A 23627-nucleotide genomic window follows, 5' to 3' on the forward strand; every position below is an offset into this window, starting at 1 on the left:
CAATCTTTACAACCGGAGTCCAGCCACATGAAAACCAACGAGAATGCCTGGGTGCTCATCACGGGCGCTTCAAGCGGCTTTGGCGAGGAGTTCGCCCGGCAATACGCAGCGCAGGGAAAATCCCTCGTTCTGGTAGCCCGCAGGCTGGACAAACTGGAAGCGCTGTCAAAAGAACTGCGCGAGCGCTTCGGCACCGAGGTGATCACCGAACAAGTCGACCTGTCTTCGATTCCGGCAGTCATCGACCTGCACAAGCGACTGGTTCAACAGGGTATTGCGGTCGATGTGCTCATCAACAACGCCGGCCATGGTTTGCAGGGCCCGTTCCTGGACCACGCCATTGACCAATCCCTGGCAATGATCGATCTGGACATCGCCAGCCTGACCACCATGACTCGCCTATTTGCCCAGGACATGCGCATCCGCCGCCGCGGCCACATCTTGCAGGTCGCCAGCTTGCTTTCCTATCAAGGCGTGAAAAATTTCGCGGTCTATTCAGCGGCCAAGGCCTACGTGCTTCGCTTCTCCGAGGCACTGCACCAGGAACTCAAGGGCGACGGTGTCGTCGTGACCGCGCTGTGCCCAGGCATGTCGGATACCGGGTTTGCGCAGAGTGCCAACCAGACCCTCACGCCAGCGCTGAAAATGGTGATGATGCCCCCCCAACCAGTGGTTCGCGCAGGCATCCGCGCGCTGCAAGCCGGGCGCATGAGTGTGGTGCCCGGCTTCGGCAACAAGGCGCTCGCGGTGTTGATCTGGGCCACGCCACGCCGATTTCACCAGCGTCTCATGGCGAATGTCATGGGGGTATGAATGCGATGCGGCGAAAGACCGGGAGCTGCAAGGGCTCCCGGCACACGCCCTATTGCGCTAGAAGCGATAGCTGACTGAAGCACCGAAACCGCTGGCACTGTTCCGGTATTTGGAACTGTATGCGCCACGGGTCGACGAGGTTTCGTTGATGCGCACACTCTCTTCCTGCAAGTAGGAGTAAGCCACGTCGATCGTCACCTCTTCCAGCGGCGTCCAGCCGGCACCGAAGCTGAGCACCGTGCGGTCTCCGGTTGGTATCCGAGGCCCACGGTTGGTGTTGTTGGCGGGCGACTGGTCGACCGACAAGCCTGCGCGCAGGACCCATTGATCGTTGAGTTTATACGCGGCACCGATGGCATGGGCCCAAGTGTCATGCCAGTTCTGTTCTTCGCTGACGGTGCTCAGCGCGCCGCTCAGCAGCGCAGGCAAGCCGGAGTTCTCGATGGTCAGCTCCTTGAAGCGGCTCCAGCGCGTCCAGGTACTTCCCAGGTACATCGTCCAGTCGTCATTGAGCTGATGAGTGAGCGAGATGTCCACGGACTCCGGAGTATCCACGTCCAATGATGCGTCATAGCTGCGGCCACTTACCCCCAACACACTGAAAATGCCACCCGTGAGCTTGGACTTTGCGTCCAGGTGGTAACTGACCTTGGAGTGGTAAGTCAGCCCCAGGCGAGTCTGGTCCGTCGCCTGCACCAGGATGCCGGCGTTGAAGCCAAGAGCCGTATCGTCGCCATTGCTTTTCAACTTCCCATCGTTGCTGCCGGGACTGAGGGGATTGGGCACCATCCCGGAGATCTCTCCGCTGATCCGGTTGATGGTCGGACCAAACCCGATCGACACCTTGTCGTTGAAGGCATAGCTGACGGTAGGCTGGAAGGTCAGCGTCGTCACTTCGCTTTTGTTGCCGTAATAACGCCCGGCAAAGTCGCTGCCGTAATCGGTGATCAAACCAAATGGCACATAAAAACCAACGCCGACAGCCCAATGCTCATCCACCGGCTTGACGTAGTAACCCATCGGCACCGTGGTGGTCGGCACCATGTCACCGTCCTCTCGGCCACCGAAAGTGCTGCGGGTCTGGCTGATATCGCTCTGGGTAAACAGTGTCGCAGCGCCCAGGCTGACCTGCTCTTTCTTCAAGCGAGACATGCCCGCCGGGTTGCCGAAGACAGTACTGGCATCTTCAGCGGAAGACGACCGCCCGGCAAAACCCGAGCCCATCCCACTGATGCTTTGTTCGTTCAGCGCAAAGCCGCTGGCAAACACTTGGGACGTTGCAAGCGCAACGGCGAGACTCATGGGGGTCTTGAGCAAGATTCTTTTCATTATTAGGACTCTATTGCTGGGGGGAAACGGTTTGTTTTTCTACTAGGCAAAAATCGCCACGGTCTGGCGCGCCCAAAGCACTCGCCGACCGCTTTCGTCCCAGATTTCCATATCTTGCAAGGAGTAACCCTCCGAGGCCTGCTGGCTGAAGGCGCTGATGAGAAACCATTCGCCGGCCACGGCGGGCTGCGGCAGATCGATTGTCCAGGAAGCCGAGCTGATGGCTGCCGGCTCTGTGAAGCAGGTCATCGCGGCGGGCGGCAGACTGTCAGCGAGGGCGATCAAAGCCACCGCCGGGTCTACCCCCTGAGCATCCAGGTGACGAACCCACATCAGTAACTCGGGATCTGTAGCCCCGGACACCGGCAATGACCCACCCGCAGGGCGCATTTCGAAGTTGAAGGCGCAGGCAGGCGCAATGGTGTTGTCCAGCGTCAACGTGGTGTACCGCGAGGCTTGCTCCACCAACGGGCATCCCCATGCCTCATGGGTAATCCTGCTGACTCGTGGCTGAGCGAACAGCAAGGTCGTGCGCAACGCCAGCTCATCGCCCGACTTGCAGTCGACAGACACCGAAGTCACGGATCGCCCTTCGCGCAACACGCTTGTATCGAATGTCTGGGCTTGCGTGACCGGACCTATGAAGGAAACCTGCGCAGACTTGAACGGAGGAAAGCCCTGTGGGCGCTCGCGCAGAACCGTTTCCAACGACAATGCCGCCGAAAGACCACCGAAGATCGTCCGGCCCTGCTGCCAATTGGCTGGAGCAACGAACGGCACGCTCGGATCAAACTGCGCCAGCACCTGAGCAAAACTGGTCATTTAGACGTCCTCCGACGGCCTGAACGTGAACCCGCAGAAGCATCGCAAGAGGGATCACTTGAAAGTCGACGCCATACTTATTCACGTGACCATTTTTGTCAATGGTCACTACACAGGCAAAAAGAGACCACTCGGTCAGGTACAACCCGAAGGCAAGGAAGTCGTTTCTGAATCGAAACGACTGCTCGTCGCAGCCGTCCCTCAGGCATCAGGGCATCAGGCTACGCAGGATGAGGTTGGCGGTCAGAGTCGGCGCCACCTCGACATGATCGAGGCTGTACTGCAGCATTAGAGGATTGACGAAAGGTCGAAGGGTCAGGTGTATCGCTTCGACGGTTTCATCCAAGGGCGTCTTGCGTTCGAACTCACCGCTTTCGCGCCCTTCCCGTACGACCTGCACCACGAATTGCTTGATCCGTGCGTCATACACCAGGGAGCTGGGCCAGCGCTCCGACGCGGAGAATGCGGCAATGTCGTAGAGCTTGCGATCATTGAAGAACAGGTCGATCCCCGTGGTAATCAGGGTCTTGACCAGGCGGCGAAAGCGCTCGGTCGAAGAGAGCCCTTCCTCGCTGATGGCCTCCTCCACGGCCGCAACGATCTTCGCAAGACAGCCGGAGCAAATGGCTTCGCCAATCGCCTGCTTGGAATCGAAGAACTTGTAGATGTACGCCTTGGAAAAGCCGATGGCCTTGGCCAGGTCGGACACCGTGGTCTTGGCGTAGCCGTATTGGCTGAAATGCTCGTTGGCCGCCGCGACGATCTGGTCTCGGATCTCGTGATCGGCTGGGCCACGGGTGCTGGGCGTAGGTATGGATGGCTGGTTCATGGAGGCAGCTTACGCATCCTGAAGAGGGTTGACAACTTGTGACTACACTGTAATTAAGTCACAAACCAACCCCATAAGAAATATATTCGGGGCACCGAACGGACAAAAAACGCACTTCAGATTTACCTCGATGTGCGGATCTTGGCTCAAGTGTGCGCGATGGGCGGCCCGGGTCGCACAAAACACTGCTCCATGACCCGCTCCCCCCATTGTTGCCCCTCCTGCTCGCGTTCCAGCATGAAACCAAAGTCTTCATACAGTTGCCGAGCAGCCTCAAGTCCCTGGAATGTCCAGAGCCGCGTTGCACAAAAACCCCATTCATCACAGAACTTCATGGCGTCAGCCAGCAAGCGTTTGCCTACGCCTTTACCTCGTGCGCAGTCATCCAGAATAAAAAAGCGCAAAGTGGCTTCGCCGCTCTCTCCTTCACCATCGATAGCGATCGACCCAACAATTCTCTGGTCATCCAACGCCACCCAAACTTCATTGCGTGGGTTGTGCAAACGCCCCATCAGATTAGCCATATCGGCCGCAACCAGGCTTTCGAATGGTTGGCCAAAGCTGAAGTATCTTGCGTAGTAGTCTGCATGCATTTGCACAATTCGGCCGATGATGCCAGGACGGTAACCGCGAGCGATATCCAGTTCGGCCGTGGACGGCTGCCCCGTAGCGAGTCGGAGGGCCTGGAGGGCGGCGGCATAGTTGGCGATACCCTCACTCACCGTTCGCCATTGTTCGCGAGTTAAGTGCGCCAGGGCCGCACCGACTTGTCTCGTGGCGAATGAATCAATGGCTCGCAGGGTCTTCCTGCCTTGTGCCGAGAGCCGCAGCGTCTTGAAGCGCGCATCCTCCTCATGGGCAACCTCTTCAATTTCACCGGCCTCAACCAGCTTGCGAACCATCCGGCTTACGCTGGACTTTTCAAGGCCAAGCAGCTCAACAAGCTCGACCGCCGTCAGCGCCTGGCGATTCCCGATCTCGACGATGGTATGCACGGCTGAGGGCGGATAGCCCGTCGCAGCCAGCGTAGCGTGCATGAACCCCAGCTCTCGCACCATGAGACGCGAAGCTGAACGGATTTTTTCAATCAGATCTTGTTGGGACTGGCTCACGGTAACCCCCTCGAGCAAAACAGGCAGTTAGTTGTATTGAACAACTAATGGCAAGTCAATCGAGACAGATCCCGACCTGAGTCCAGGTATTTGAAACCCATCGACCACTGGCATCAATTGATGAACGCGACCCGTCCCGCCTCTATTCAAACGGCATCAAATTCCAAGCCTCAAGGTTTTTGTCGGCGGGATGATCTATACCTTCAGGAACACGCAATAAAGGCCAAGACGACAGGTTGACGTGTTCCAATAAAAACACGGTGGCGAACCTGCTTGTGGTTTGAACACCATGGCCTGCCGGACGATGTTTCCCAATGCCGAGCACACGTAGAATGGCGCCCCCCTTTTCAATGCCTGAAGTATCGATCATGAGCCCGATCACACGCGTTTTGAATGCCAATACCAAAGCGCTTCGCAGGCTTTGTCTGTCGTTACCGCTGTTGGTCGTCTACGACGCGTGGGGCGAATCCCCGACGATTGAATTGCACATCCTGGACGCGCCCCCGCTGACGTTTGTCGACGACCCCAGGGGGCACGGCATCGTTGGCGATGTCGCCGTGGCAGCCATGGCCAAGGCCGGGTATACCGTGAAAATTCATGTGCTCCCCTGGGCCCGGGCACAGAAACACGTCAGCGAAGAACATGACCACTTGATCGCGCCCCTGTCGCGTATACCTGGGCGTGAAGAGCGTTTTACCTGGATTGCCATGGTCATGCCCATGGAGCGCGCCTTTTTCAGCCTCGACAAGCGGGTGAGCAGCTTCGCCCAAGCGAAAGAAACCTACCGCAAGATCGGCGTCGGCCTGGGCAGTGCACAGGAGGAGATCCTGCGCACCGAAGGGTTCAGGGACGACCAGATCTATCCGCTGGCCATCGGCGACAACCCCGCCCAGATGCTCTTGATGGGACGCATCGATGCCTGGTTCAACGGCGTCCCGGAGAGTCGCTACATCTGGCCAAAGGTGTCCAAGCGCAAACTGCTCATGAGCTCGGTCAAAAGCAGTGCGGATCTCTACCTGGCCTGCTCGAAGCAATGCTCCCCAAAAATGGTCCAGGACTTGCGCGAGGCAGTTGACACCCTTCGCGCTGAGGGCGAACTTAAGCGTATCCATGACGTCTATTTGCCAGACTAGACGCCATCCAAGGACAGTTCCTGTCATCCAGTGAAGATCAATTGGATTGATAGCAGCCTAACGAAAGCCCCGTACTAGAGGGGCTGTCGATGGCTTATATCATTCCGAATGATAGTTACCTTTGTTTCATTCGATTCGTTCCTCTGCGTCTCGCCACGCATCATCCGCCCATTCTCAATACATTGGCGGATGCTATCCATGGAACATTCACTTTCAAAACTGCGTTTTCCCCTCGCGCTGCTGTCGGTGCTGGTGATGAGCGCCTGCGGCAAGACTCCCGACACGGCAGCGTCCATGCCGCCGGCCAAAGTCAGTGTGGCCAAGGTCTTGGAGCAACCAGTTAACGAATGGGATGAATTCACCGGACGCCTCGAAGCACCGGAAACCGTCGAGATTCGCCCGCGGGTTTCCGGACAGATCGATGAAGTGGCCTTCACCGAAGGCGCGTTGGTCAAGAAAGGCGACCTGCTGTTCCAGATCGACCCACGCCCCTTCCAGGCTGAAGTGCGTCGTCTCGAAGCCCAACTGGCCCAAGCCCGCGCCACCGCTACCCGCAGCGAGAACGAAGCCCAGCGTGGCGAACGCCTGCGCTTGAGCAACGCCATTTCCGCCGAGCTGGCGGATTCGCGCACCAGCGCCGCCCAGGAAGCCCGTGCCGCCGTCGCGGCTATCCAGGCGCAATTGGACCTGGCCAAGCTGAATCTGAGCTTCACCCGCGTCACCTCGCCCATCAGCGGTCGCGTCAGTCGGGCGGACATCACCGCCGGCAACCTGGTGACCGCCGACGTCACACGGCTGACCAGCGTGGTATCCACTGACAAGGTCTACGCCTACTTCGACGCCGACGAGCGCGTCTTCCTCAAGTACACCCAACTCGCCCGCCAGGGCCAGCGCGGCCAGGCCACGCCGGTCTACATGGGCCTGTCCAACGAGGACGGCAACCCGCACCAGGGCCAGATGAACTTCGTCGACAACCAGGTCAACCCGCAGACCGGCACCATCCGCGGTCGCGCCGTGTTCGACAACAAGGACGGCGCCTACACCCCAGGCCTGTACGCCCGCTTGAAATTGGTGGGCAGCGGCACCTATTCCGCCGTGTTGATCAACGACGAAGCCGTGGGCACCGACCTGGGCAAGAAGTTCGTGCTGGTGATGGACGCCGAGAACAAGCCTGCGTATCGCGCCGTCGAGCTGGGGCCGAAGATCGAAGGCCTGCGCATCGTGCGTAGCGGCTTGAGCAAGGACGACACCATCATCGTCAAGGGGCTGCAACGGGCGCGTCCGGGTTCGCCGGTGACGCCTGAAACCATTCCGATGGCCAGCGAGGAAACCCTCGCCGCCCTGGCACAACAACGTAAAGCGCTCGAAGCCAGCAACCTGCCCCAAGTCGCGCCGTCCAAGGCTGCTTCTGGATCGGCAGGCAAACTGGCCGCTGCGACTCCACGCGGTTAAGGGACTGAATCCAAGATGAAATTTTCCCAGTTCTTCATTTCGCGGCCGATCTTCGCAGCAGTGCTTTCGCTGCTGATCCTGATCGCCGGCGCCATCTCGCTGTTCCAGCTACCCATCAGCGAATATCCGGAAGTCGTGCCGCCGACCGTGGTCGTGCGCGCCAACTTCCCCGGCGCCAACCCCAAGGTCATCGGCGAAACCGTGGCCGCTCCGCTGGAGCAAGCCATCACCGGCGTCGAGAACATGCTGTACATGTCCTCGCAGTCCACCGCTGACGGCAAGATCACCCTGACCATCACCTTTGCCCTGGGCACCGACCTGGACAACGCCCAGGTGCAGGTGCAGAACCGTGTCACCCGTACCGAGCCCAAGCTGCCGGAGGAAGTGACCCGGATCGGCATCACGGTGGACAAGGCCTCGCCCGACCTGACCATGGTCGTGCACTTGACCTCGCCGGACCAACGCTACGACATGCTCTACCTGTCCAACTACGCCCTGCTCAACATCAAGGATGAGCTGGCGCGCCTGGGTGGCGTGGGGGATGTGCAGCTGTTCGGCATGGGGGATTATTCCCTGCGGGTCTGGCTGGATCCGAACAAGACCGCTTCGCGCAACCTGACCGCCACCGATGTGGTCACGGCGATCCGTGAACAGAACCGTCAGGTGGCCGCCGGTGCCCTGGGTGCGCCGCCAGCGCCAAATGCCCAGGCGTTCCAGCTCTCGATCAACACCCAGGGCCGCCTGGTGAATGAGGAAGAGTTCGAAAACATCATCATTCGTTCCGGTGCCGACGGCGAGATCACCCGCCTGAAAGACATTGCCCGGGTCGAGCTGGGTTCCAGCCAATACGCCCTGCGCTCGTTGCTCGACAACCAGCCAGCGGTGGCGATCCCGATCTTCCAGCGCCCGGGCTCCAACGCCATCCAGATCTCCAATGACGTTCGCGCCAAGATGGAAGAACTGAAGAAAGGCTTCCCGGCGGGGATGGACTACAGCATCGTCTATGACCCGACGATCTTCGTCCGTGGCTCCATCGAGGCCGTGGTCCATACCCTGTTCGAAGCATTGATCCTCGTGGTGCTGGTGGTAATCCTGTTCCTGCAGACCTGGCGCGCCTCGATCATTCCGTTGGTGGCTGTGCCGGTGTCGCTGATCGGTACGTTCGCCGTGATGCATCTATTCGGCTTCTCGCTGAACGCCCTTTCGCTGTTCGGCCTGGTACTGGCCATCGGCATCGTGGTGGACGACGCCATCGTGGTGGTGGAGAACGTCGAGCGTAACATCGGCCTGGGACTCACCCCGGTGGAAGCGACCAAACGGGCCATGGGCGAAGTGACCGGCCCGATCATCGCCACCGCGCTGGTGCTGTGTGCGGTGTTCATTCCGGCGGCGTTCATCAGTGGCTTGACCGGGCAGTTCTATAAGCAGTTCGCCCTGACCATTGCCATCTCCACGGTGATCTCGGCGATCAACTCCCTGACCCTGTCGCCCGCCCTGGCCGCCGTGTTGCTCAAGAGTCACGACGCGCCCAAGGACCGTTTCTCGCGGTTCCTGGACAAGGTCTTCGGCGGCTGGCTGTTCCGTCCGTTCAACCGTTTCTTCGACCGTGCCAGCCACGGCTACGTGGGCACCGTCGGCCGCGTGATCCGCAGCAGCGGCATCGCCCTGTTGCTCTACGCGGGCCTGATGGTGCTGACCTTCTTCGGCTTCTCCAACACCCCGACCGGTTTCGTGCCCGGCCAGGACAAGCAATACCTGGTGGCCTTCGCCCAACTGCCGGATGCCGCCAGCCTGGACCGCACCGAAGACGTGATCAAGCGCATGTCCGACCTGGCCCTCAAGCAACCGGGCGTGCAAAGCGCGGTGGCCTTCCCTGGCTTGTCGATCAACGGCTTCACTAACAGCCCGAACGCCGGCATCGTGTTCGTGACCCTCAAGCCTTTCGATGAGCGCAAGGACCCGAGCATGTCGGCCGGTGCCATCGCCGGGGCTTTGAATGGCAAGTACTCGGAAATCCAGGAAGCCTACATGGCGATCTTCCCACCGCCGCCAGTACAGGGCCTGGGTACCATCGGCGGTTTCCGCCTGCAAATCGAAGACCGGGGCAACCTGGGCTACGACGAGCTGTACAAAGAAACCATGAACATCATCACCAAGAGCCGCAGCGTGCCGGAACTGGCCGGGTTGTTCACCAGCTACACCGTGAACGTGCCTCAGGTCGATGCCGCCATCGACCGTGAGAAAGCCAAGACCCATGGCGTAGCCGTCAGCGACATCTTCGACACCCTGCAGATCTATCTGGGTTCGCTGTATGCCAACGACTTCAACCGCTTCGGTCGCACCTATCAGGTCAACGTCCAGGCCGAGCAACAGTTCCGCCTCGAATCGGACCAGATCGGCCAGCTCAAGGTGCGCAACAACCGTGGCGAGATGATCCCGCTGGCGACCTTCATCAAGGTCAGCGATACCTCGGGACCAGATCGCGTGATGCACTACAACGGCTTCATCACCGCTGAAATCAACGGTGCCGCCGCCCCGGGCTACAGCTCCGGCCAGGCGGAAAAAGCCATCGAGAAACTGCTCAAGGACGAACTGCCCAACGGCATGACGTACGAGTGGACCGATCTGACCTACCAGCAGATCCTCTCGGGCAACACCGCGCTGTTCGTGTTCCCGCTCTGCGTACTGCTGGCGTTCCTGGTGCTCGCGGCCCAGTACGAAAGCTGGAGCCTGCCATTGGCGGTGATCCTGATCGTACCGATGACCCTGCTGTCGGCGATTACCGGGGTGATTCTCTCCGGTGGCGACAACAACATTTTTACCCAGATCGGCTTGATCGTACTGGTGGGACTTGCCTGCAAGAACGCGATCCTGATCGTCGAGTTCGCCAAGGATAAACAGCTCGAAGGCATGAACCCGCTGGCGGCGGTCCTCGAAGCGTGCCGCCTGCGTCTGCGGCCGATCCTGATGACCTCCTTCGCCTTCATCATGGGCGTGGTGCCCCTGGTGTTCTCCAGCGGCGCAGGTGCGGAAATGCGCCATGCCATGGGTGTGGCGGTGTTCTCCGGGATGCTCGGCGTGACCTTCTTCGGCCTGCTGCTCACCCCTGTGTTCTATGTACTGATCCGCAACTTCGTCGAGCGCAGCGAGGCCCGCAAGGCGGCCCGGGCTTTGAAACTGGAGGCGCAACAATGAGTTTGAAAGCGTTCATGCCGAGCTTGCTGGTATTGGCCTTGAGTGCCTGCGCCGTGGGCCCGGACTACAAGGCCCCGCAAACGGAGGCGGCGAATATCACCACCGCCACCGACGGCGCCGCCGGCCAGAAGAATTTCGACCGTGCCCGGTTCGAAGGCATCTGGTGGCAGCAGTTCGACGACCCGACCCTTAACGCGTTGGTGACCCGATCCCTGGAAGGCAACCGCGAGTTGCGCGTGGCCTTCGCCCGTTTGCGGGCCGCCCGGGCGATTCGCGATGACGCCAGTAATGATGCCATGCCGACTATCACCAGCCGCGCCAGCAGCAACTTGGGCAAAGGCCAGATCCCGACGGGGCAGACAGATGAACGAGTCAATACCGAGCGTTACGACCTCGGCCTGGACATGGCCTGGGAGCTGGACTTGTTCGGGCGCATCCAGCGCAACCTGGAAGCCACCGATGCCGATCAGCAGGCGGTCGAAGCCGACCTCTATCAGTTGCAGGTGACGATGATCGCCGAACTGGTGGACGCCTACGGTCAACTGCGCGGCGCCCAACTGCGGGAAAAAATCGCCCTGGCCAACCTGAAGAACCAGCAGGATTCGCGCAAGATCACCGAAAGCCTGCGCGATGCCGGCGTCGGCGATCAGCTCGACGTGGTTCGCGCCGATGCGCGCCTGGCCTCGGTGGAAGCCAGCGTGCCGCAGTTGCAGGCCGAACAGGTGCGCCAACGCAATCGCATCGCCACGTTGCTGGGCGAGCGCCCGGATAAACTCAGCGTGGACCTGAGCCCGAAACAGTTGCCGGCCATCGCCAAGGCCCTGCCCATCGGCGATCCGGGTGAACTGCTGCAACGGCGCCCGGACATTCTCAGTGCCGAACGCCAATTGGCTGCGGCCACGGCACGCATCGGCGTGGCCAAGGCCGACCTGTTCCCACGGGTCAGCCTGAGCGGCTTCCTCGGCTTCACGGCTGGACGCGGTTCGCAGATCGGCTCCTCGGCCGCCAACGCCTGGGCGCTGGGCCCGAGCATTACCTGGGCCGCCTTCGACCTGGGCAGCGTGCGGGCGCGCTTGCGCGGTGCCGACGCCGAGGCGGACGGCGCCCTGGCGACCTACGAACAGCAAGTGCTGCTGGCCCTGGAAGAATCGGAAAACGCCTTCAGCGACTACGGCAAGCGCCAACAACGACTTATCTCGTTGATCCGCCAGAGCGAATCGAGCCGCGCCGCCGCCGACCTGGCCGAGATTCGCTACCGCGAAGGCACCGTGGATTTCCTCGTGTTGCTCGACGCCCAGCGTGAACGCCTGGCGGCCGAAGACACCCAGGCCCAGGCCGAAGTGGACCTGTATCGCGGCATCGTCGCGATCTACAAGGCCCTGGGTGGCGGCTGGAAACCGGAAACCGTCGCCAGCAACTGACCCGCCCTGCTCAACCGAGCTCCTTTGGTTGGCCGCAACCAGCCAAATTTTTGCCCCGCTTCTCATTTGGAAGCGGGGCTTTTTTTGTTCGGCCTATCCAGGGCCCGATATGCCCGATCTCAAGCCGCGCCCTGCGCCTGTTGCAAATGGCTGGAGCGAAAATCCTTGGGCGAGAGCTCGAACTGCTTCTTGAACGAACGGCTGAAGTGGGCCGAATCGGTGAAGCCCCACTTGTAGGCGATCGAGGTAATGGACTCGTCCCGCAGAAACGGGTTGGTCAGGTCGTCGGCGCTGCGCTTGAGCCGCGCCCGCTGGATGTAGCGGCAGACGCTGTCATCCTGCTCTTCGAACAAACGATACAGGTGTCGTACCGAAATGTTCAGGCGATTGGCCAGGCCCACCGGGCTCAGGCCGGGTTGGGTCAGGGATTCATCGATGACTTTCTGTACGTAACTGCGTAGCTGGCTGCCTTGCAACGCCGTGCCATCGTCACGGGCATCGCTGGTCTGTTCCAAGGCCGAGCCCAACAGCGAAACGAAGGCACTTTGCAAGGCCTCGCCCTCTCCCGCCGCACCTTCGCCGTCCGGGGTGTCCTTGCATAGCTGATCCATCAACACATGCAGCATCCGTCCGCAGGCCTTGCTCGAGGAGATCTTGCCAAAGGTCTTGGTTTCCCCGCCCAGTTGCCTGGACACGTCACGGCGAGACAGGGGCAGGACGGCGTGTTCAATCAACCCGAACGGGCTGATCTCAAGAGAACCCACCGAATCCATCAACAACAGCTCCCCGGGGGCCAGCTGAATGCTCAGGCCGTTCTGGGTGACCCGGGAAAAGCCGCTGCGCTGGCTGACCAGAAGGCAATCCTGATCGTCGTCGTAATCCGGATTGGGCGAGTGTCGCTTGATGGAGCCAGCATTGGTACGCAGGCTGGCGAGGGCAAGACCGCCGCGGGAGAAGTTGGACACCTGGCCGATAAACAGCGCGCGATTAAAGGCCAGTTCCGTATCGAAGTGACCGCAAGTCGCGCGCAGATCCCGGTTCCAGGTCTCCAGCCCGTCTTGCCCAACCTGTTGCATGCTCATGGGTCTCTCCACAATGGCTTATTGTTTTTGTTGGGCAATAGTTAACATGTTATCTATATGCGCGCAACAAGTACCTGATCGCCAAAGCAGTAGCAGGATCGATGCCAGGGCAGCGTCAAAAAATCAAAAGGTTTCCAGTACCCGCCGCAAACCGCTCAAGGCCGCCAGCAAGGCACGGCGTTGTTCGCGGCTCAGAGGAATGTAACGACGAAAGGCCGGCATGCGATTCACCACCTCGCTGCCGCCCATGTGTTCCAGGCGCACACACCACTGTCGCCCTTGCAGATCGATGCGCAGGCGTTTGAAGTCCAGCGGCATGAGGGCCTGATACAGCGCCGGATCGGCCTCTATCGCCGCCTTCAGGCGGGTCGACAGCTCAGCTTCCCCATCCCGCTGCCGACAACGTATGCCATTGCGCCGCACAGCCCCGCTGTGGTGCACCTCCAAACGTGCCGTGCCCTCTCTCGACGCAGGCACTCGCAGCACGAACTCGGTCATCACCAGGTGCATTAGCAGTTGCGATTCAGTGCGTTCGACAATCTCCAGTTGCAGGCTGCCATCGTCGGTGACGACAGTCGCCGTCGCCGGCCCCGACACCTCGAATCGCGCCAGCCCGAGGTTGCGCCGCAAAAGCTCCAGGGTCACCCCGGGCCGATAACCGGCCGGGGCGCGCTGGGCACTGAACAGTTCAGACAGTTTTTGCAGCACGGTCGACAAACTCGCTGGCAGGTTGCCCTGGCTCATGGGAAAACTCCTTGGCCAGCACGTCTTCCACCGACGCCGGCTTGAATGGATTGACCTTCTGCACCACCAGGGTCCAGAACAAGGCATATGCCGCAGTGCCACCGAGCATCACTGCGAAGGGAATGTAAATGTCCGCCGGATTCATGCCGGGCGGGGTGATGAACCACATGCCCAATACAATGCCGACACTGGACAGGATCTGTGGCAACGGGAAAAGCGGCGAGCGATAGGCCCGGGGCAGATCCGGACGACGAATCCGCAGGCTCACTACCGACACGGTCACCAGCAGGTAGGCAAAACTCCAGGCGCACACCGCCGCCAGCACCAGGTGCATGATGTTGTCGGGATTGCCGCCCAGCCACAGCGCATGCAGGCAAGGAATCAGCATCGTCACCAGGATGCACAGCACCGGTGTCTTGAAGCGCGGATGCAGATAAGTGAAGACCTTCGGCAACGCGCCGTCCACCGCCATGCCGTAAAGAATCCGCGGCACACCGGCCATCAGGGTGTTGATGGTCGCCGCCCCGGCAAACAGAAAGCCGATGCCCAGCCACATCGGGCCGATATCACCCATGACCTGTTCGGCGAACCGTGGAATCGCCATGGGAGTGTCCAGCAGATGCACGCCGCTGGTGGCATCGAGCAGCACGTTTTCCACCTGGCGCTTCATCGCCGCGCCGTAGATGAACATGCAGGCGGCAACGCTCAACAAGCCCAGCATCATGGCCCGGGGCATCGTCCTGGCCGAACGGCGCAGGTCCGGTGCCAGCGGCGTGACGAATTCACAACCGACGAACATGAACATGGCCATGCCCACCAGCGACAACACGGTGACCAGGTCGGTGCCGACCACGGACGCCCCGAACCAACCCTCCAACTCCACCGCCGGTGCCGCGATCAATCCCAGCACGCCGAACACCATCAAGGTGGTCCACATGCCGAACGTCAGGATGATTTCGGCCCGACCAAAGGCACTGACACCGAACGCATTGAGTACGCCAAACACCACCACGAAACCCACGCCCAGTAACCAGGAGCCGCCCGCCGATTCGGCCAGGGTATTGAGGTGCTCGAAATTCACCAGGGCCATGACTCCGGCCAGGATGGTCTCGGCGGTGCCGGCGAAGACGTGGACAATCAAGTAAGCCGACAACGTGCCGGTGATGGCGAAGAACCGGCCCATGCCACAGTTGATGTAGTCATAGACCGAGCCCGTGGTGGGCAAGATTGACGCGGCCTCGGCGAACGTGGTCGCCTGGGCCAGCATCATCACCACGGCGATCAGCATCGCCACGGCAAAGGCACTGCCACCGATGCCAAACCCCATGGTGGCGGTGAGAATCACCGGGCTCGCCATAATCAGGCCAATGGTGCTGGCCAACGCGGTGGGGAAGCCCACCGTACCTCGGTTCAAGTGCTCGGTGAGCCTGTCATTGATCGACATCGCGCAGATCCTCGAAAGCGGATTTTTAGTATGGATGCCACAACCGTTCAGGAGCTGGCATTCAAGCCTTCCCCAGCCAGTCCCTGATCGAAACGGCGTCGCGTGCAGGATTACTGTGCGCCGCACTCGCCCTGGGCGTCTTGCCCATGTCTGCCGCCGGTTTTGTTGCTGCCTGCCAGCCTTCTTGCCCTGGCGAGCTGGATCAATTCCATGGCAGGCAGGTAAAAGACTTCCCCTGACGCTGCTCCCATTAATGTGCGCTCTGCTGTCCTATCACACGGGGAAAACCACCATGGAGCACACACGCCATACAGCTTTGCTACGCAACGCCATCGGCCTGGGCATCGCCCTGCTGGTCGCCGAGCCGTCAGCCCAGGCCTATGAGCTTTACGCCGACGAAGACACCACCGTCACGGGTAACTTCCTGGCGGTCTACGGGCTGTTCAACAGCCGCAAGAACTATGACGGCACCACCGGCGGCTCGAACTGGCGCGAAGGTTTCATCAAGTATGGCCTGAGTATCGACCAAACACTCGGCGGCCTGGGCAGTGTCTACGGGACGGCCAATCTGGTCAGCTCCGGGACCTGGGGCGAAGGCGATGCGGCGGGCCTGAGCGACGGTTCCGAACGCACCACTAAATTCGATGAAGCCTTCGTCGGCTGGCGCTCGGGGGACCTGTTCCCGGTGCTGGGCAAGGACGGCGTTGATCTGTCCTACGGCCGCCAGGTGATCACCCTCGGCGATGGTTTCATCATCAATGACGACGGCCTGAACCTGGGCAAAGGCGTGGCCGATGGCGAGTTCAATCGTGGCGGCGCCTACTACCTGGCCGCCCGCCATGCCTTCGACAAGACCGCCGTGCTGCGCCTCGGCGGCAAGGAAGGCGCCCACGGCAGCCTGATGTGGATCAAGTCGGACAACCGTGCCCAGGCCAACACCGAAATGGCCGCCGGCACCCTGGAGTACACCGCCGCGCCTGGCACCCTGGGGCTGACTTACATCCATGGCATCGACGTCGATGAGCACTACGCCAGCGACTTCCAGAAGCAGCGCGAAGGCATGGACATCTACAGCCTGCGCGGCGCGGGGAACGCGGGCATCGAAAACGCCCACTTCGCCTTCGAGTATGCCTGGCAAGACAAAGATGCCGGCCCGGAGAAAGCCTGGTACACCGAAGCCGGCTACACCTTCGCCGACTTGCCCTGGACACCGGACCTGACCTATCGCTACAGCCGTTATTCGAAAAACTGGGACTCGATGTTCAACGGTGTCAGCCGTGGCTACGGCACCTGGTTCCAGGGCGAAGTGACCGGCAACTATTCCGGACCGTTCAACAGCAATACCGCGATCCAGCACGTAGGGCTGAAACTCAAACCAACGGAAACAGTGACCATCGGCGCGCTGTTCTTCGACTACAAGACCCTGCACACCCGCGAGGTGTTGAACCTCGATGGACGGGAAATGGACCTGTACGTGGAGTGGGCGGTGAACGAGCACCTGATCGTCACGCCGCTGCTGGGCCTGTACAAACCGGAAAAGGATGAAAGCAACGGTGGTAACCAGGTGGGCGGCAATGGCACCAACGTCTACAGCCAGCTGGTGGTAGCGGTGCCGTTCTAAGAATCACGGGAGCAGCCCCGGCGGCAGCTCTCGTGCGGTTTACTGCTTGTGCTGCGAAATATCCGGAACTGCCAAAGCCTCCCGTCAGTCGCATGAACAGATACGTCTGATTCAGGAGTAGCCGTGACTCACGATCCCGACTGGCGAGCCGTCGAATCAGTGCCCTTGGACACGCCTGCGGCGGTTCATCGGCTGCGGGTTCTGACGGTCAACACCCATAAGGGTTTCACCGCCCTCAACCGTCGTTTTATCCTGCCTGAATTGCGTGAAGCGGTGCGCAGTACCGGCGCCGACCTGGTGTTCCTGCAAGAAGTGCTGGGCGAGCACGACCGCCACGCGTCGCGCTACAACAACTGGCCGCAGATGTCGCAGTACGAATTTCTCGCCGACAGCATGTGGAGCGACTTCGCCTACGGCCGCAACGCGGTGTACCCCGACGGCCATCACGGCAATGCATTGCTGTCCAAATACCCGATCCGCCAGTTCCGCAACCTCGACGTTTCCATCACCGGTCCCGAGCGACGCGGGCTGCTGCATTGCGTACTGGACGTTCCAGGTCACGCCGAAGTCCATGGGATCTGCGTCCATTTGAGTCTGCTGGAAAGCCATCGTCAACTGCAGCTCAAATTGCTCTGCCAACTGCTCGAGTCGCTGCCCGACGACGCCCCGGTGATCATCGCCGGGGATTTCAACGATTGGCAGTTGCGGGGCAATCTCACCCTGGCCCGCCGCCAATACCTGCACGAAGCCTTCGAATTCCATCACGGCCGCCCTGCCCGGACCTATCCGGCCCGCTTCCCCTTGCTGCGCCTGGACCGTATTTACCTGCGCAACGCCACCAGCCACGCTCCGCAAATCCTCGGCAGCAAACCCTGGACCCACCTGAGCGATCACCTGCCGCTTTCGGTAGAAGTGCACTTATGACCCTCGGTTTTCAGCTTCAAAGGCACCGCTGTACCTGTAAGTTCTGACAGTAGCGAGGGTTATTATTCGTTGTTACGGTGCGATCCATACAGCGAGCGTTGCCAGGCCCTGTGTGCCATCTGTCGTGCAACCGATGCTGAAACCGGCATTCCTGGGATGCCGATGCAGAGGAATAGCACATGAGCTTGCGCGAGCACGGATTCAATCGGCTGTTCAACGCCCTATGGGTTTCGGCCCCCTTCCTGTTAACCACCCCATCCGCCATGGCAGCCTGCACGCTGGCGCCAACCGCGGGCAATGACACCTACGTCTGCGACAGCGGCACTAGCCCCGGGCTGACGGACCTTTCAGGTAACAACAGCCTGACCATGCCCGCCAACGGCAGCGGCGTCATCTCCGGCGACGTCACGTTCGGCATCGGCGTCGACACCATCGTGATCAATGCCAACGGTGTGATTGACGGTGATGTCGAGCAAGGCGCGGAAGCCGACTCTTTCGTCATGAATGGCGGCAGGCTCCTGTCCCTGGCCCAAGGCGACGGCCTCGATGAGTTCCTGATGACCGGTGGCACCATCGTCGATGCGTTCGAAGACGGCGACATCGCCAGAATGACGGGCGGTACCATCGGCCGGGTCGACATGAAACTCGATGACAACGTTTTCGACATGTCCGGCGGCAACATCATCGGCAACCTGGTGACCGGTTTCGGCCAGGACACCATCATCCTCTCCGCCGGACGCATCGGCGGCAATGTCAGTGTCAGCGGCGGCAACGACAGCGTTACCGTCAGCGGTGGCGAGATCCTTGGCGAGGTCCGTGCCAGTGCCGGTGATGACCAGTTCCAGTGGAGTGGCGGCCTCATTCACTCGGCCATCTTGATGGGTAACGGCAGCGATACAGCACTACTGAGCAACCTCGATGAAACGCTGCTCGCCACGACCCCGAGCCTGGATGGCGGATTGGACCAGGACACCCTGACCTTCGCCGCCAGCACCACAAGCACCGGGGCCCGGTACGTCAATTGGGAAACGGTCAAGCTCACGCAAGGCTCGCGCCTTGACCTGAATGACACCCTGGTCCTTGGCGACAGTGCTACCGCCACGGGCGTGCTGGCGATCGACAGCAGCAGCGTGCTGACATCGACCCAGGGCAGTATCAATCCCTTCAGTGCCGGCCAATCGGTCACGCTCGATAACAGCGGGATCATTGACCTCGCCCGTGACAACACCCGCACCAACGACACCCTCACCGTGCAAGGCAACTATGTCGGTACCAACGGCCAGTTGCGCCTGCAAACGGCACTCGGCACGGACGGCTCCCCCAGCGACCGGCTGGTGGTCAATGGCGGAACGCTCACGGGCAGCACCGCCATCGCCATCACGAACCTGGGCGGCGCGGGGGCGTTGTCTACCCAAGACGGCATCGAGGTGGTCCAGGCCCAAGGCGGCGCGGTCAGCGACAGCGGTGCGTTTTCACTGGCGCAAGCCGTCTCGGCCGGCGCATTCGATTACCGTTTGTTCAAGGGCGGCGTGAGCGGCAATGAAAACAGCTGGTACCTGCGTTCCACCGTGGTCGCCGGCCCACTGGCGGCCCCCGACCCAACGTTGCCGCCCTTGCCGGTCCCGTTACCCGGCGCGGCACCTATTCCCTTGTATCGCCCGGAAGTACCGACCTGGTCGGTATTGCCTCCGGCGGCGGCGCAGTTGACCCTGATGGCCCTGGGCACGTTCCATGACCGTCAGGGTGACCAGCGCTTGCTTACGGAAACCGGGGCATTCGGCGCGGGTTGGGGCCGGGTCTACGGCAAGGACCTGGATCAGACCTGGGCCGGCACCGTGAGCCCGCGGTTCGACGGCTCCATCAAAGGCTTTCAGGTGGGCAACGACTTGTACGGCTCAACCCTTTCCGGGGGCCAGACCCAGCGCATCGGCTTCTTCGTCGGCCATACCGAATTGAACGGCAACGTCGACGGCTTCAACCTGGGGTTCGAAGGCCGACGCGCCGGCAAGATCGAACTCGACGGTGACAGTTACGGGCTGTACTGGACCCTCACCGACCCCACCGGCGGCTACGTCGACGCGGTGGTCATGGGCACACGGCTGGACGGTGACAACCGCTCCGAACGCGGGGCCAAAATCGATAATCGTGGGCACGCCTTGACCCTTTCCGCGGAGGCCGGTTATCCATTTGCCGTGGCCGCGGACTGGGTCCTTGAACCCCAGGTCCAGATCATCCACCAGAAGGTTTCCCTGGATACCCAGGACGATGGGATCTCCAGGGTCGAATTCGATTCCGACAGTGCCTGGACCGGCCGCCTCGGTGCCCGCCTCAAGGGACGCTATCAGGTCAGCGGGACGCCGGTGGAGCCGTACCTGCGCGCCAACCTCTGGCACACCTTTTCCGGCACCGACACGGTGACGTTCGACAACACCCAACGGATCGAAACCCAACAGCGTGCCTCCACGGGTGATTTGGGTGTCGGTGTCATCGTCAGCCTGGCGCCCACGGTCAGCGTCTACGCGGGTGCGGACTACAGCAAGAACTTCGACAGCAGTCAGCAACGCAGCGTGGCCGGCAATCTGGGCGTGCGCGTTAGCTGGTAGGGAGCGTTATCCAACGGTTTTTGCGTCGAAACCGACAACCGGATAACGTCAAAAAATCAGCCATTTATGACGACTGATTTCATCTTGCCATTCATCGTTCAGTTTCTTGACGCAACGGTATCGGTCTTCTTGACTACACCGTACTACCCCCGGAAATACAGTCAGGGGCAGGCCTCTGGAACCCGCTAGATCGGGCCGCCAGAGGCTTGCCTCAATCCATTCGGTCGCCCCTCATTCGGGGTAGGAGAGACGCCAAAAGCGAGAAACCCATGCGATTGCAAGGCAGGCCTCCATGAAAACCTCCTTCCACCCACAAGAGATCACCACCACCTTCTGCAGCGTCTCGACATCGCTGCTGTTGCTTTCGTCCATGGAGGTGCAGGCCTGGCCTGCCGAGGAAACAGCACAGCCCTGGTATGGTCGAACCCACTCCGATAGCCTGAACGGCACCTTCATCGGCAACGACGCCCCATCGAACAAGAGTCCTGCCCTGTTCACACTGCGCAACGACAGCGGGCACACCCAGCGCATGGGCCTGATCAGTGGACACAACCAAGTCATCTCAACGGCCAGCGGCACGCTGGTCACACCCGCCATGGCCGAACCAGGAAAAGACGCCTTGAACCTGCAAGGCCGCAGCCTCGGTGCCTACTGGAGCCTGACCGGACCTGCGGGCTGGCATGTCGACCTGAGTGCCAGCGGTGGCCGGGTCAACGGCTACAGCCGTACCGGACAAGGCCAGCGCCAGGCGACCGAAGGCAGCGCTGTGACACTGTCGGTCGAAGGTGGTTTTCCTATTGGCATCAGCACCCACTGGGTGGTCGAACCCCAAGCTCAGTTGATCAACCAGCGCGTCACCCTCGACTCACCGAACGCCGACAGCGACACCGGTAATGAGCTGAGCAGCTGGAGCGGCCGCGTTGGCGCACGACTCAAAGGGAGTTACCAGGTCAATGGCCTGGGTGTGGAACCTTACGTGCGTACCAACCTGTGGCACACGGTCCAGAGCACCGGTACCTTGACCCTGGACAAGGTCGACAAGATCAGCAGCAGCCGGAAATCCTCCACCGTCGAGGTCGGCCTGGGCCTAGTGGCTCGGGTCACGCCAGTGGTGAGCCTGTATGTCAGCGCCGACTACAGCAGCGATGTCGACGACAATGACCTCAATGGCATCATTACCAGCATGGGCGTGCGGATGCGCTGGTAAAACGCTGTTCACTCAAGGAACAGAAGACCGTGGTGAGGGCGCTTGCTCCCGCTCGAGTGCCAAGCGCTCACAAAAAAGGCTGCTGCGCAGCCCAGCGGGAGCAAGCTCCCTCGCTACGGGACCATCGGCTTTTTTTAAGGGAGCAGCATGGCGTGCCCATACCTGCTTAAAAAAAACCTCCATTAAGGCGTATAACGCTAAAAGCGCTTTATGCTTGCAAGCCCATGGCTCATCTCATTGATGGAGTAACGACATGACCACAGCCCCCTTTCTCGCCAATCTGTTCCCCAGTGCCGCCGACATCCCGGACGCCTACCGCCTCGCTGGACCGATCGAGCAGCGCGAATACCTGGTCGATGGCGTCCTGCAAACCTGGCAAGGGCCACTGGCCGTTGTACGCAGCCCGGTCTACCTGGCCGGCGAACTGGGTGATGAGCAAGTGATACTCGGCAGCACGCCGCTGCTGGATGCCGAGACCGCCCTCACCGCCCTGGATGCGGCCGTCCGGGCTTATGACCGCGGCCAGGGCCAGTGGCCAACGATGCGCGTCGCCGAACGCATCCGTCATGTGGAAACCTTCCTGGCACGCATGCGCGAGCAACGCGAGGCGGTGGTCAAGTTGCTGATGTGGGAAATCGGCAAGAACCTCAAGGACTCCCAGAAGGAATTCGACCGCACCTGCGATTACATCGTCGACACCATCAATGCCCTCAAGGAACTGGACCGTCGCTCCAGCCGCTTCGAACTGGAGCAAGACACCCTCGGCCAGATCCGTCGCGTGCCACTGGGCGTGGCCTTGTGCATGGGGCCTTACAACTATCCGCTGAACGAAACCTTCACCACGCTGATCCCCGCCCTGATCATGGGCAACACCGTGGTGTTCAAGCCGGCCAAACTCGGCGTACTGCTGATCCGCCCACTACTGGAAGCCTTCCGCGACAGCTTCCCGGCGGGCGTGATCAATGTGATCTACGGCAGCGGCCGGGAAACCGTCAGCGCGTTGATGGCCAGCGGCAAGGTCGACATCTTCGCCTTCATTGGCACCAACAAGGCCGCCAGTGACCTGAAGAAGCTCCACCCGCGCCCGCACCGCTTGCGTGCCGCCCTGGGGCTGGACGCGAAGAATCCCGGGCTGGTGTTGCGCGATGTCGACCTGGACAATGCCGTCAGCGAAGCGTTGACCGGCTCGCTGTCATTCAACGGTCAGCGCTGCACGGCATTGAAAATCCTGTTTGTCCATGAAGACGTGGCGCCGGCATTCATCGAAAAATTCAACGCCAAGCTCGCCGCCCTGAAACCCGGCATGCCGTGGGAAGACGGCGTGGCGCTGACGCCGTTGCCCGAAGCGAGCAAGGTCGATTACCTGCACTCGCTGGTGGCCGATGCGACCGCCAAAGGCGCTGCGGTGATGAATGCCCACGGTGGTGAATCGCGCAGCTCGTTCTTCTACCCGGCCGTGCTCTATCCGGTGAACACCGCGATGCGGGTCTACCACGAAGAACAGTTCGGTCCGGTCGTCCCCATCGTGCCGTACCGCGACCTCAATACCGTGGTCGATTATGTCCTCGAGTCCGACTTCGGCCAGCAACTCAGCATTTTTGGCACCAACCCGGCCGAAGTCGGCAAGCTGGTGGACACCTTCGCCAACCAGGTCGGGCGCATCAACATCAACGCCCAGTGCCAGCGAGGCCCGGACACCTTCCCGTTCAACGGCCGGAAAAACTCCGCCGAGGGCACTTTGTCCGTTCACGATGCGCTGCGCACGTTCTCGATCCGCACGTTGGTGGCGACCAAGTTCCAGGACAACAACAAGGCGCTGATCAGCGACATCATCCGTGAGCGGGACTCGAATTTCCTGACCACCGACTACATCTTCTGAGCCGCGCCGAGCGGTAC

The 23627-nt window shown here is 60.9% G+C and carries 18 protein-coding genes; 10 read left to right on the top strand and 8 right to left on the bottom strand.

All coding sequences use genetic code 11. The features are described from left to right. The first annotated feature begins 27 nt into the window (after window positions 1-27). Window positions 28-813, top strand: coding sequence for an SDR family NAD(P)-dependent oxidoreductase (locus LOY70_RS15185; RefSeq protein ID WP_265037913.1), 786 nt, complete (start codon window positions 28-30; stop codon window positions 811-813). Between the two features lie 57 nt (window positions 814-870). On the opposite strand, the gene LOY70_RS15190 is transcribed toward LOY70_RS15185, so the two are convergent. The 5 genes from LOY70_RS15190 to LOY70_RS15210 all read right to left on the bottom strand — a co-directional run bounded on the left by LOY70_RS15190 (window position 871) and on the right by LOY70_RS15210 (window position 5275). Then, on the bottom strand, window positions 871-2142 hold the full coding sequence (locus LOY70_RS15190) for an OmpP1/FadL family transporter (protein WP_265037915.1): 1272 nt from the start codon (window positions 2140-2142) through the stop codon (window positions 871-873). A 42-nt stretch (window positions 2143-2184) separates the two neighbouring features. Beyond that, window positions 2185-2964 (bottom strand): thioesterase family protein, encoded by a 780-nt coding sequence (locus LOY70_RS15195; RefSeq protein ID WP_265037917.1) that lies wholly within the window; start codon window positions 2962-2964, stop codon window positions 2185-2187. A 208-nt stretch (window positions 2965-3172) separates the two neighbouring features. Beyond that, window positions 3173-3793, bottom strand: coding sequence for a TetR/AcrR family transcriptional regulator (locus LOY70_RS15200; RefSeq protein WP_265037919.1), 621 nt, complete (start codon window positions 3791-3793; stop codon window positions 3173-3175). A 146-nt stretch (window positions 3794-3939) separates the two neighbouring features. Beyond that, window positions 3940-4851, bottom strand: a complete 912-nt coding sequence (locus LOY70_RS15205) for a bifunctional helix-turn-helix transcriptional regulator/GNAT family N-acetyltransferase (RefSeq protein ID WP_265038079.1) — start codon at window positions 4849-4851, stop codon at window positions 3940-3942. Between the two features lie 196 nt (window positions 4852-5047). Next, window positions 5048-5275, bottom strand: coding sequence for a hypothetical protein (locus tag LOY70_RS15210; RefSeq protein ID WP_265037921.1), 228 nt, complete (start codon window positions 5273-5275; stop codon window positions 5048-5050). On the opposite strand from LOY70_RS15210, the gene LOY70_RS15215 reads away from it, so the two are divergent. The 4 genes from LOY70_RS15215 (at window position 5274) to LOY70_RS15230 (ending at window position 12106) form a co-directional block, all read left to right on the top strand. Then, window positions 5274-6038: a substrate-binding periplasmic protein gene (locus tag LOY70_RS15215; RefSeq protein ID WP_265037923.1), complete on the top strand. Its 765-nt coding sequence runs from the start codon at window positions 5274-5276 to the stop codon at window positions 6036-6038. The two genes, LOY70_RS15210 and LOY70_RS15215, sit on opposite strands and share 2 nt — an antisense overlap. Window positions 6039-6236: 198 nt before the next feature. Further along, window positions 6237-7490, top strand: coding sequence for a multidrug efflux RND transporter periplasmic adaptor subunit MexE (gene mexE, locus LOY70_RS15220; protein WP_265037925.1), 1254 nt, complete (start codon window positions 6237-6239; stop codon window positions 7488-7490). 15 nt (window positions 7491-7505) lie between these two features. Further along, window positions 7506-10685 carry an efflux RND transporter permease subunit gene (locus LOY70_RS15225; RefSeq protein ID WP_123344247.1) on the top strand — a complete coding sequence of 1060 codons (3180 nt, stop codon included), beginning with the start codon at window positions 7506-7508 and terminating at the stop codon, window positions 10683-10685. Beyond that, complete coding sequence (locus LOY70_RS15230) at window positions 10682-12106, top strand: efflux transporter outer membrane subunit (RefSeq protein WP_265037928.1); 1425 nt, start codon at window positions 10682-10684, stop codon at window positions 12104-12106. The genes LOY70_RS15225 and LOY70_RS15230 overlap by 4 nt, the downstream gene beginning before the upstream one ends. 119 nt (window positions 12107-12225) lie before the next feature. Here the strand turns inward: LOY70_RS15230 and feaR are convergent, their stop codons facing one another. The 3 genes from feaR to LOY70_RS15245 form a co-directional block, all read right to left on the bottom strand. Further along, window positions 12226-13188, bottom strand: coding sequence for a transcriptional regulator FeaR (feaR, locus tag LOY70_RS15235; RefSeq protein WP_265037929.1), 963 nt, complete (start codon window positions 13186-13188; stop codon window positions 12226-12228). Window positions 13189-13311: 123 nt separating this feature from the next. Then, window positions 13312-13932, bottom strand: a complete 621-nt coding sequence (locus tag LOY70_RS15240) for a DUF3156 family protein (RefSeq protein WP_265037931.1) — start codon at window positions 13930-13932, stop codon at window positions 13312-13314. Continuing rightward, complete coding sequence (locus LOY70_RS15245) at window positions 13877-15376, bottom strand: APC family permease (RefSeq protein WP_265037933.1); 1500 nt, start codon at window positions 15374-15376, stop codon at window positions 13877-13879. The genes LOY70_RS15240 and LOY70_RS15245 overlap by 56 nt, the downstream gene beginning before the upstream one ends. Before the next feature lie 292 nt (window positions 15377-15668). Here LOY70_RS15245 and LOY70_RS15250 point away from each other — a divergent pair, with 292 nt between their 5' ends. The 5 genes from LOY70_RS15250 to LOY70_RS15270 all read left to right on the top strand — a co-directional run bounded on the left by LOY70_RS15250 (window position 15669) and on the right by LOY70_RS15270 (window position 23610). Beyond that, window positions 15669-16997: an alginate export family protein gene (locus tag LOY70_RS15250; RefSeq protein ID WP_265037935.1), complete on the top strand. Its 1329-nt coding sequence runs from the start codon at window positions 15669-15671 to the stop codon at window positions 16995-16997. A 123-nt stretch (window positions 16998-17120) separates the two neighbouring features. After that, entirely contained in the window at window positions 17121-17921 is an 801-nt protein-coding gene (locus tag LOY70_RS15255) for an endonuclease/exonuclease/phosphatase family protein (RefSeq protein ID WP_123344249.1), read from the top strand. Window positions 17922-18100: 179 nt separating this feature from the next. Next, window positions 18101-20524 (top strand): autotransporter outer membrane beta-barrel domain-containing protein, encoded by a 2424-nt coding sequence (locus tag LOY70_RS15260; protein ID WP_265037937.1) that lies wholly within the window; start codon window positions 18101-18103, stop codon window positions 20522-20524. A 292-nt stretch (window positions 20525-20816) separates the two neighbouring features. Continuing rightward, on the top strand, window positions 20817-21731 hold the full coding sequence (locus LOY70_RS15265) for an autotransporter outer membrane beta-barrel domain-containing protein (protein WP_265037939.1): 915 nt from the start codon (window positions 20817-20819) through the stop codon (window positions 21729-21731). A gap of 253 nt (window positions 21732-21984) precedes the next feature. Further along, window positions 21985-23610 carry an NADP-dependent glyceraldehyde-3-phosphate dehydrogenase gene (locus tag LOY70_RS15270; protein WP_265037941.1) on the top strand — a complete coding sequence of 542 codons (1626 nt, stop codon included), beginning with the start codon at window positions 21985-21987 and terminating at the stop codon, window positions 23608-23610. The last annotated feature ends 17 nt before the right edge of the window (window positions 23611-23627 follow it).

The organism is Pseudomonas sp. B21-054, from assembly GCF_026016345.1.
Lineage (GTDB): Bacteria > Pseudomonadota > Gammaproteobacteria > Pseudomonadales > Pseudomonadaceae > Aquipseudomonas.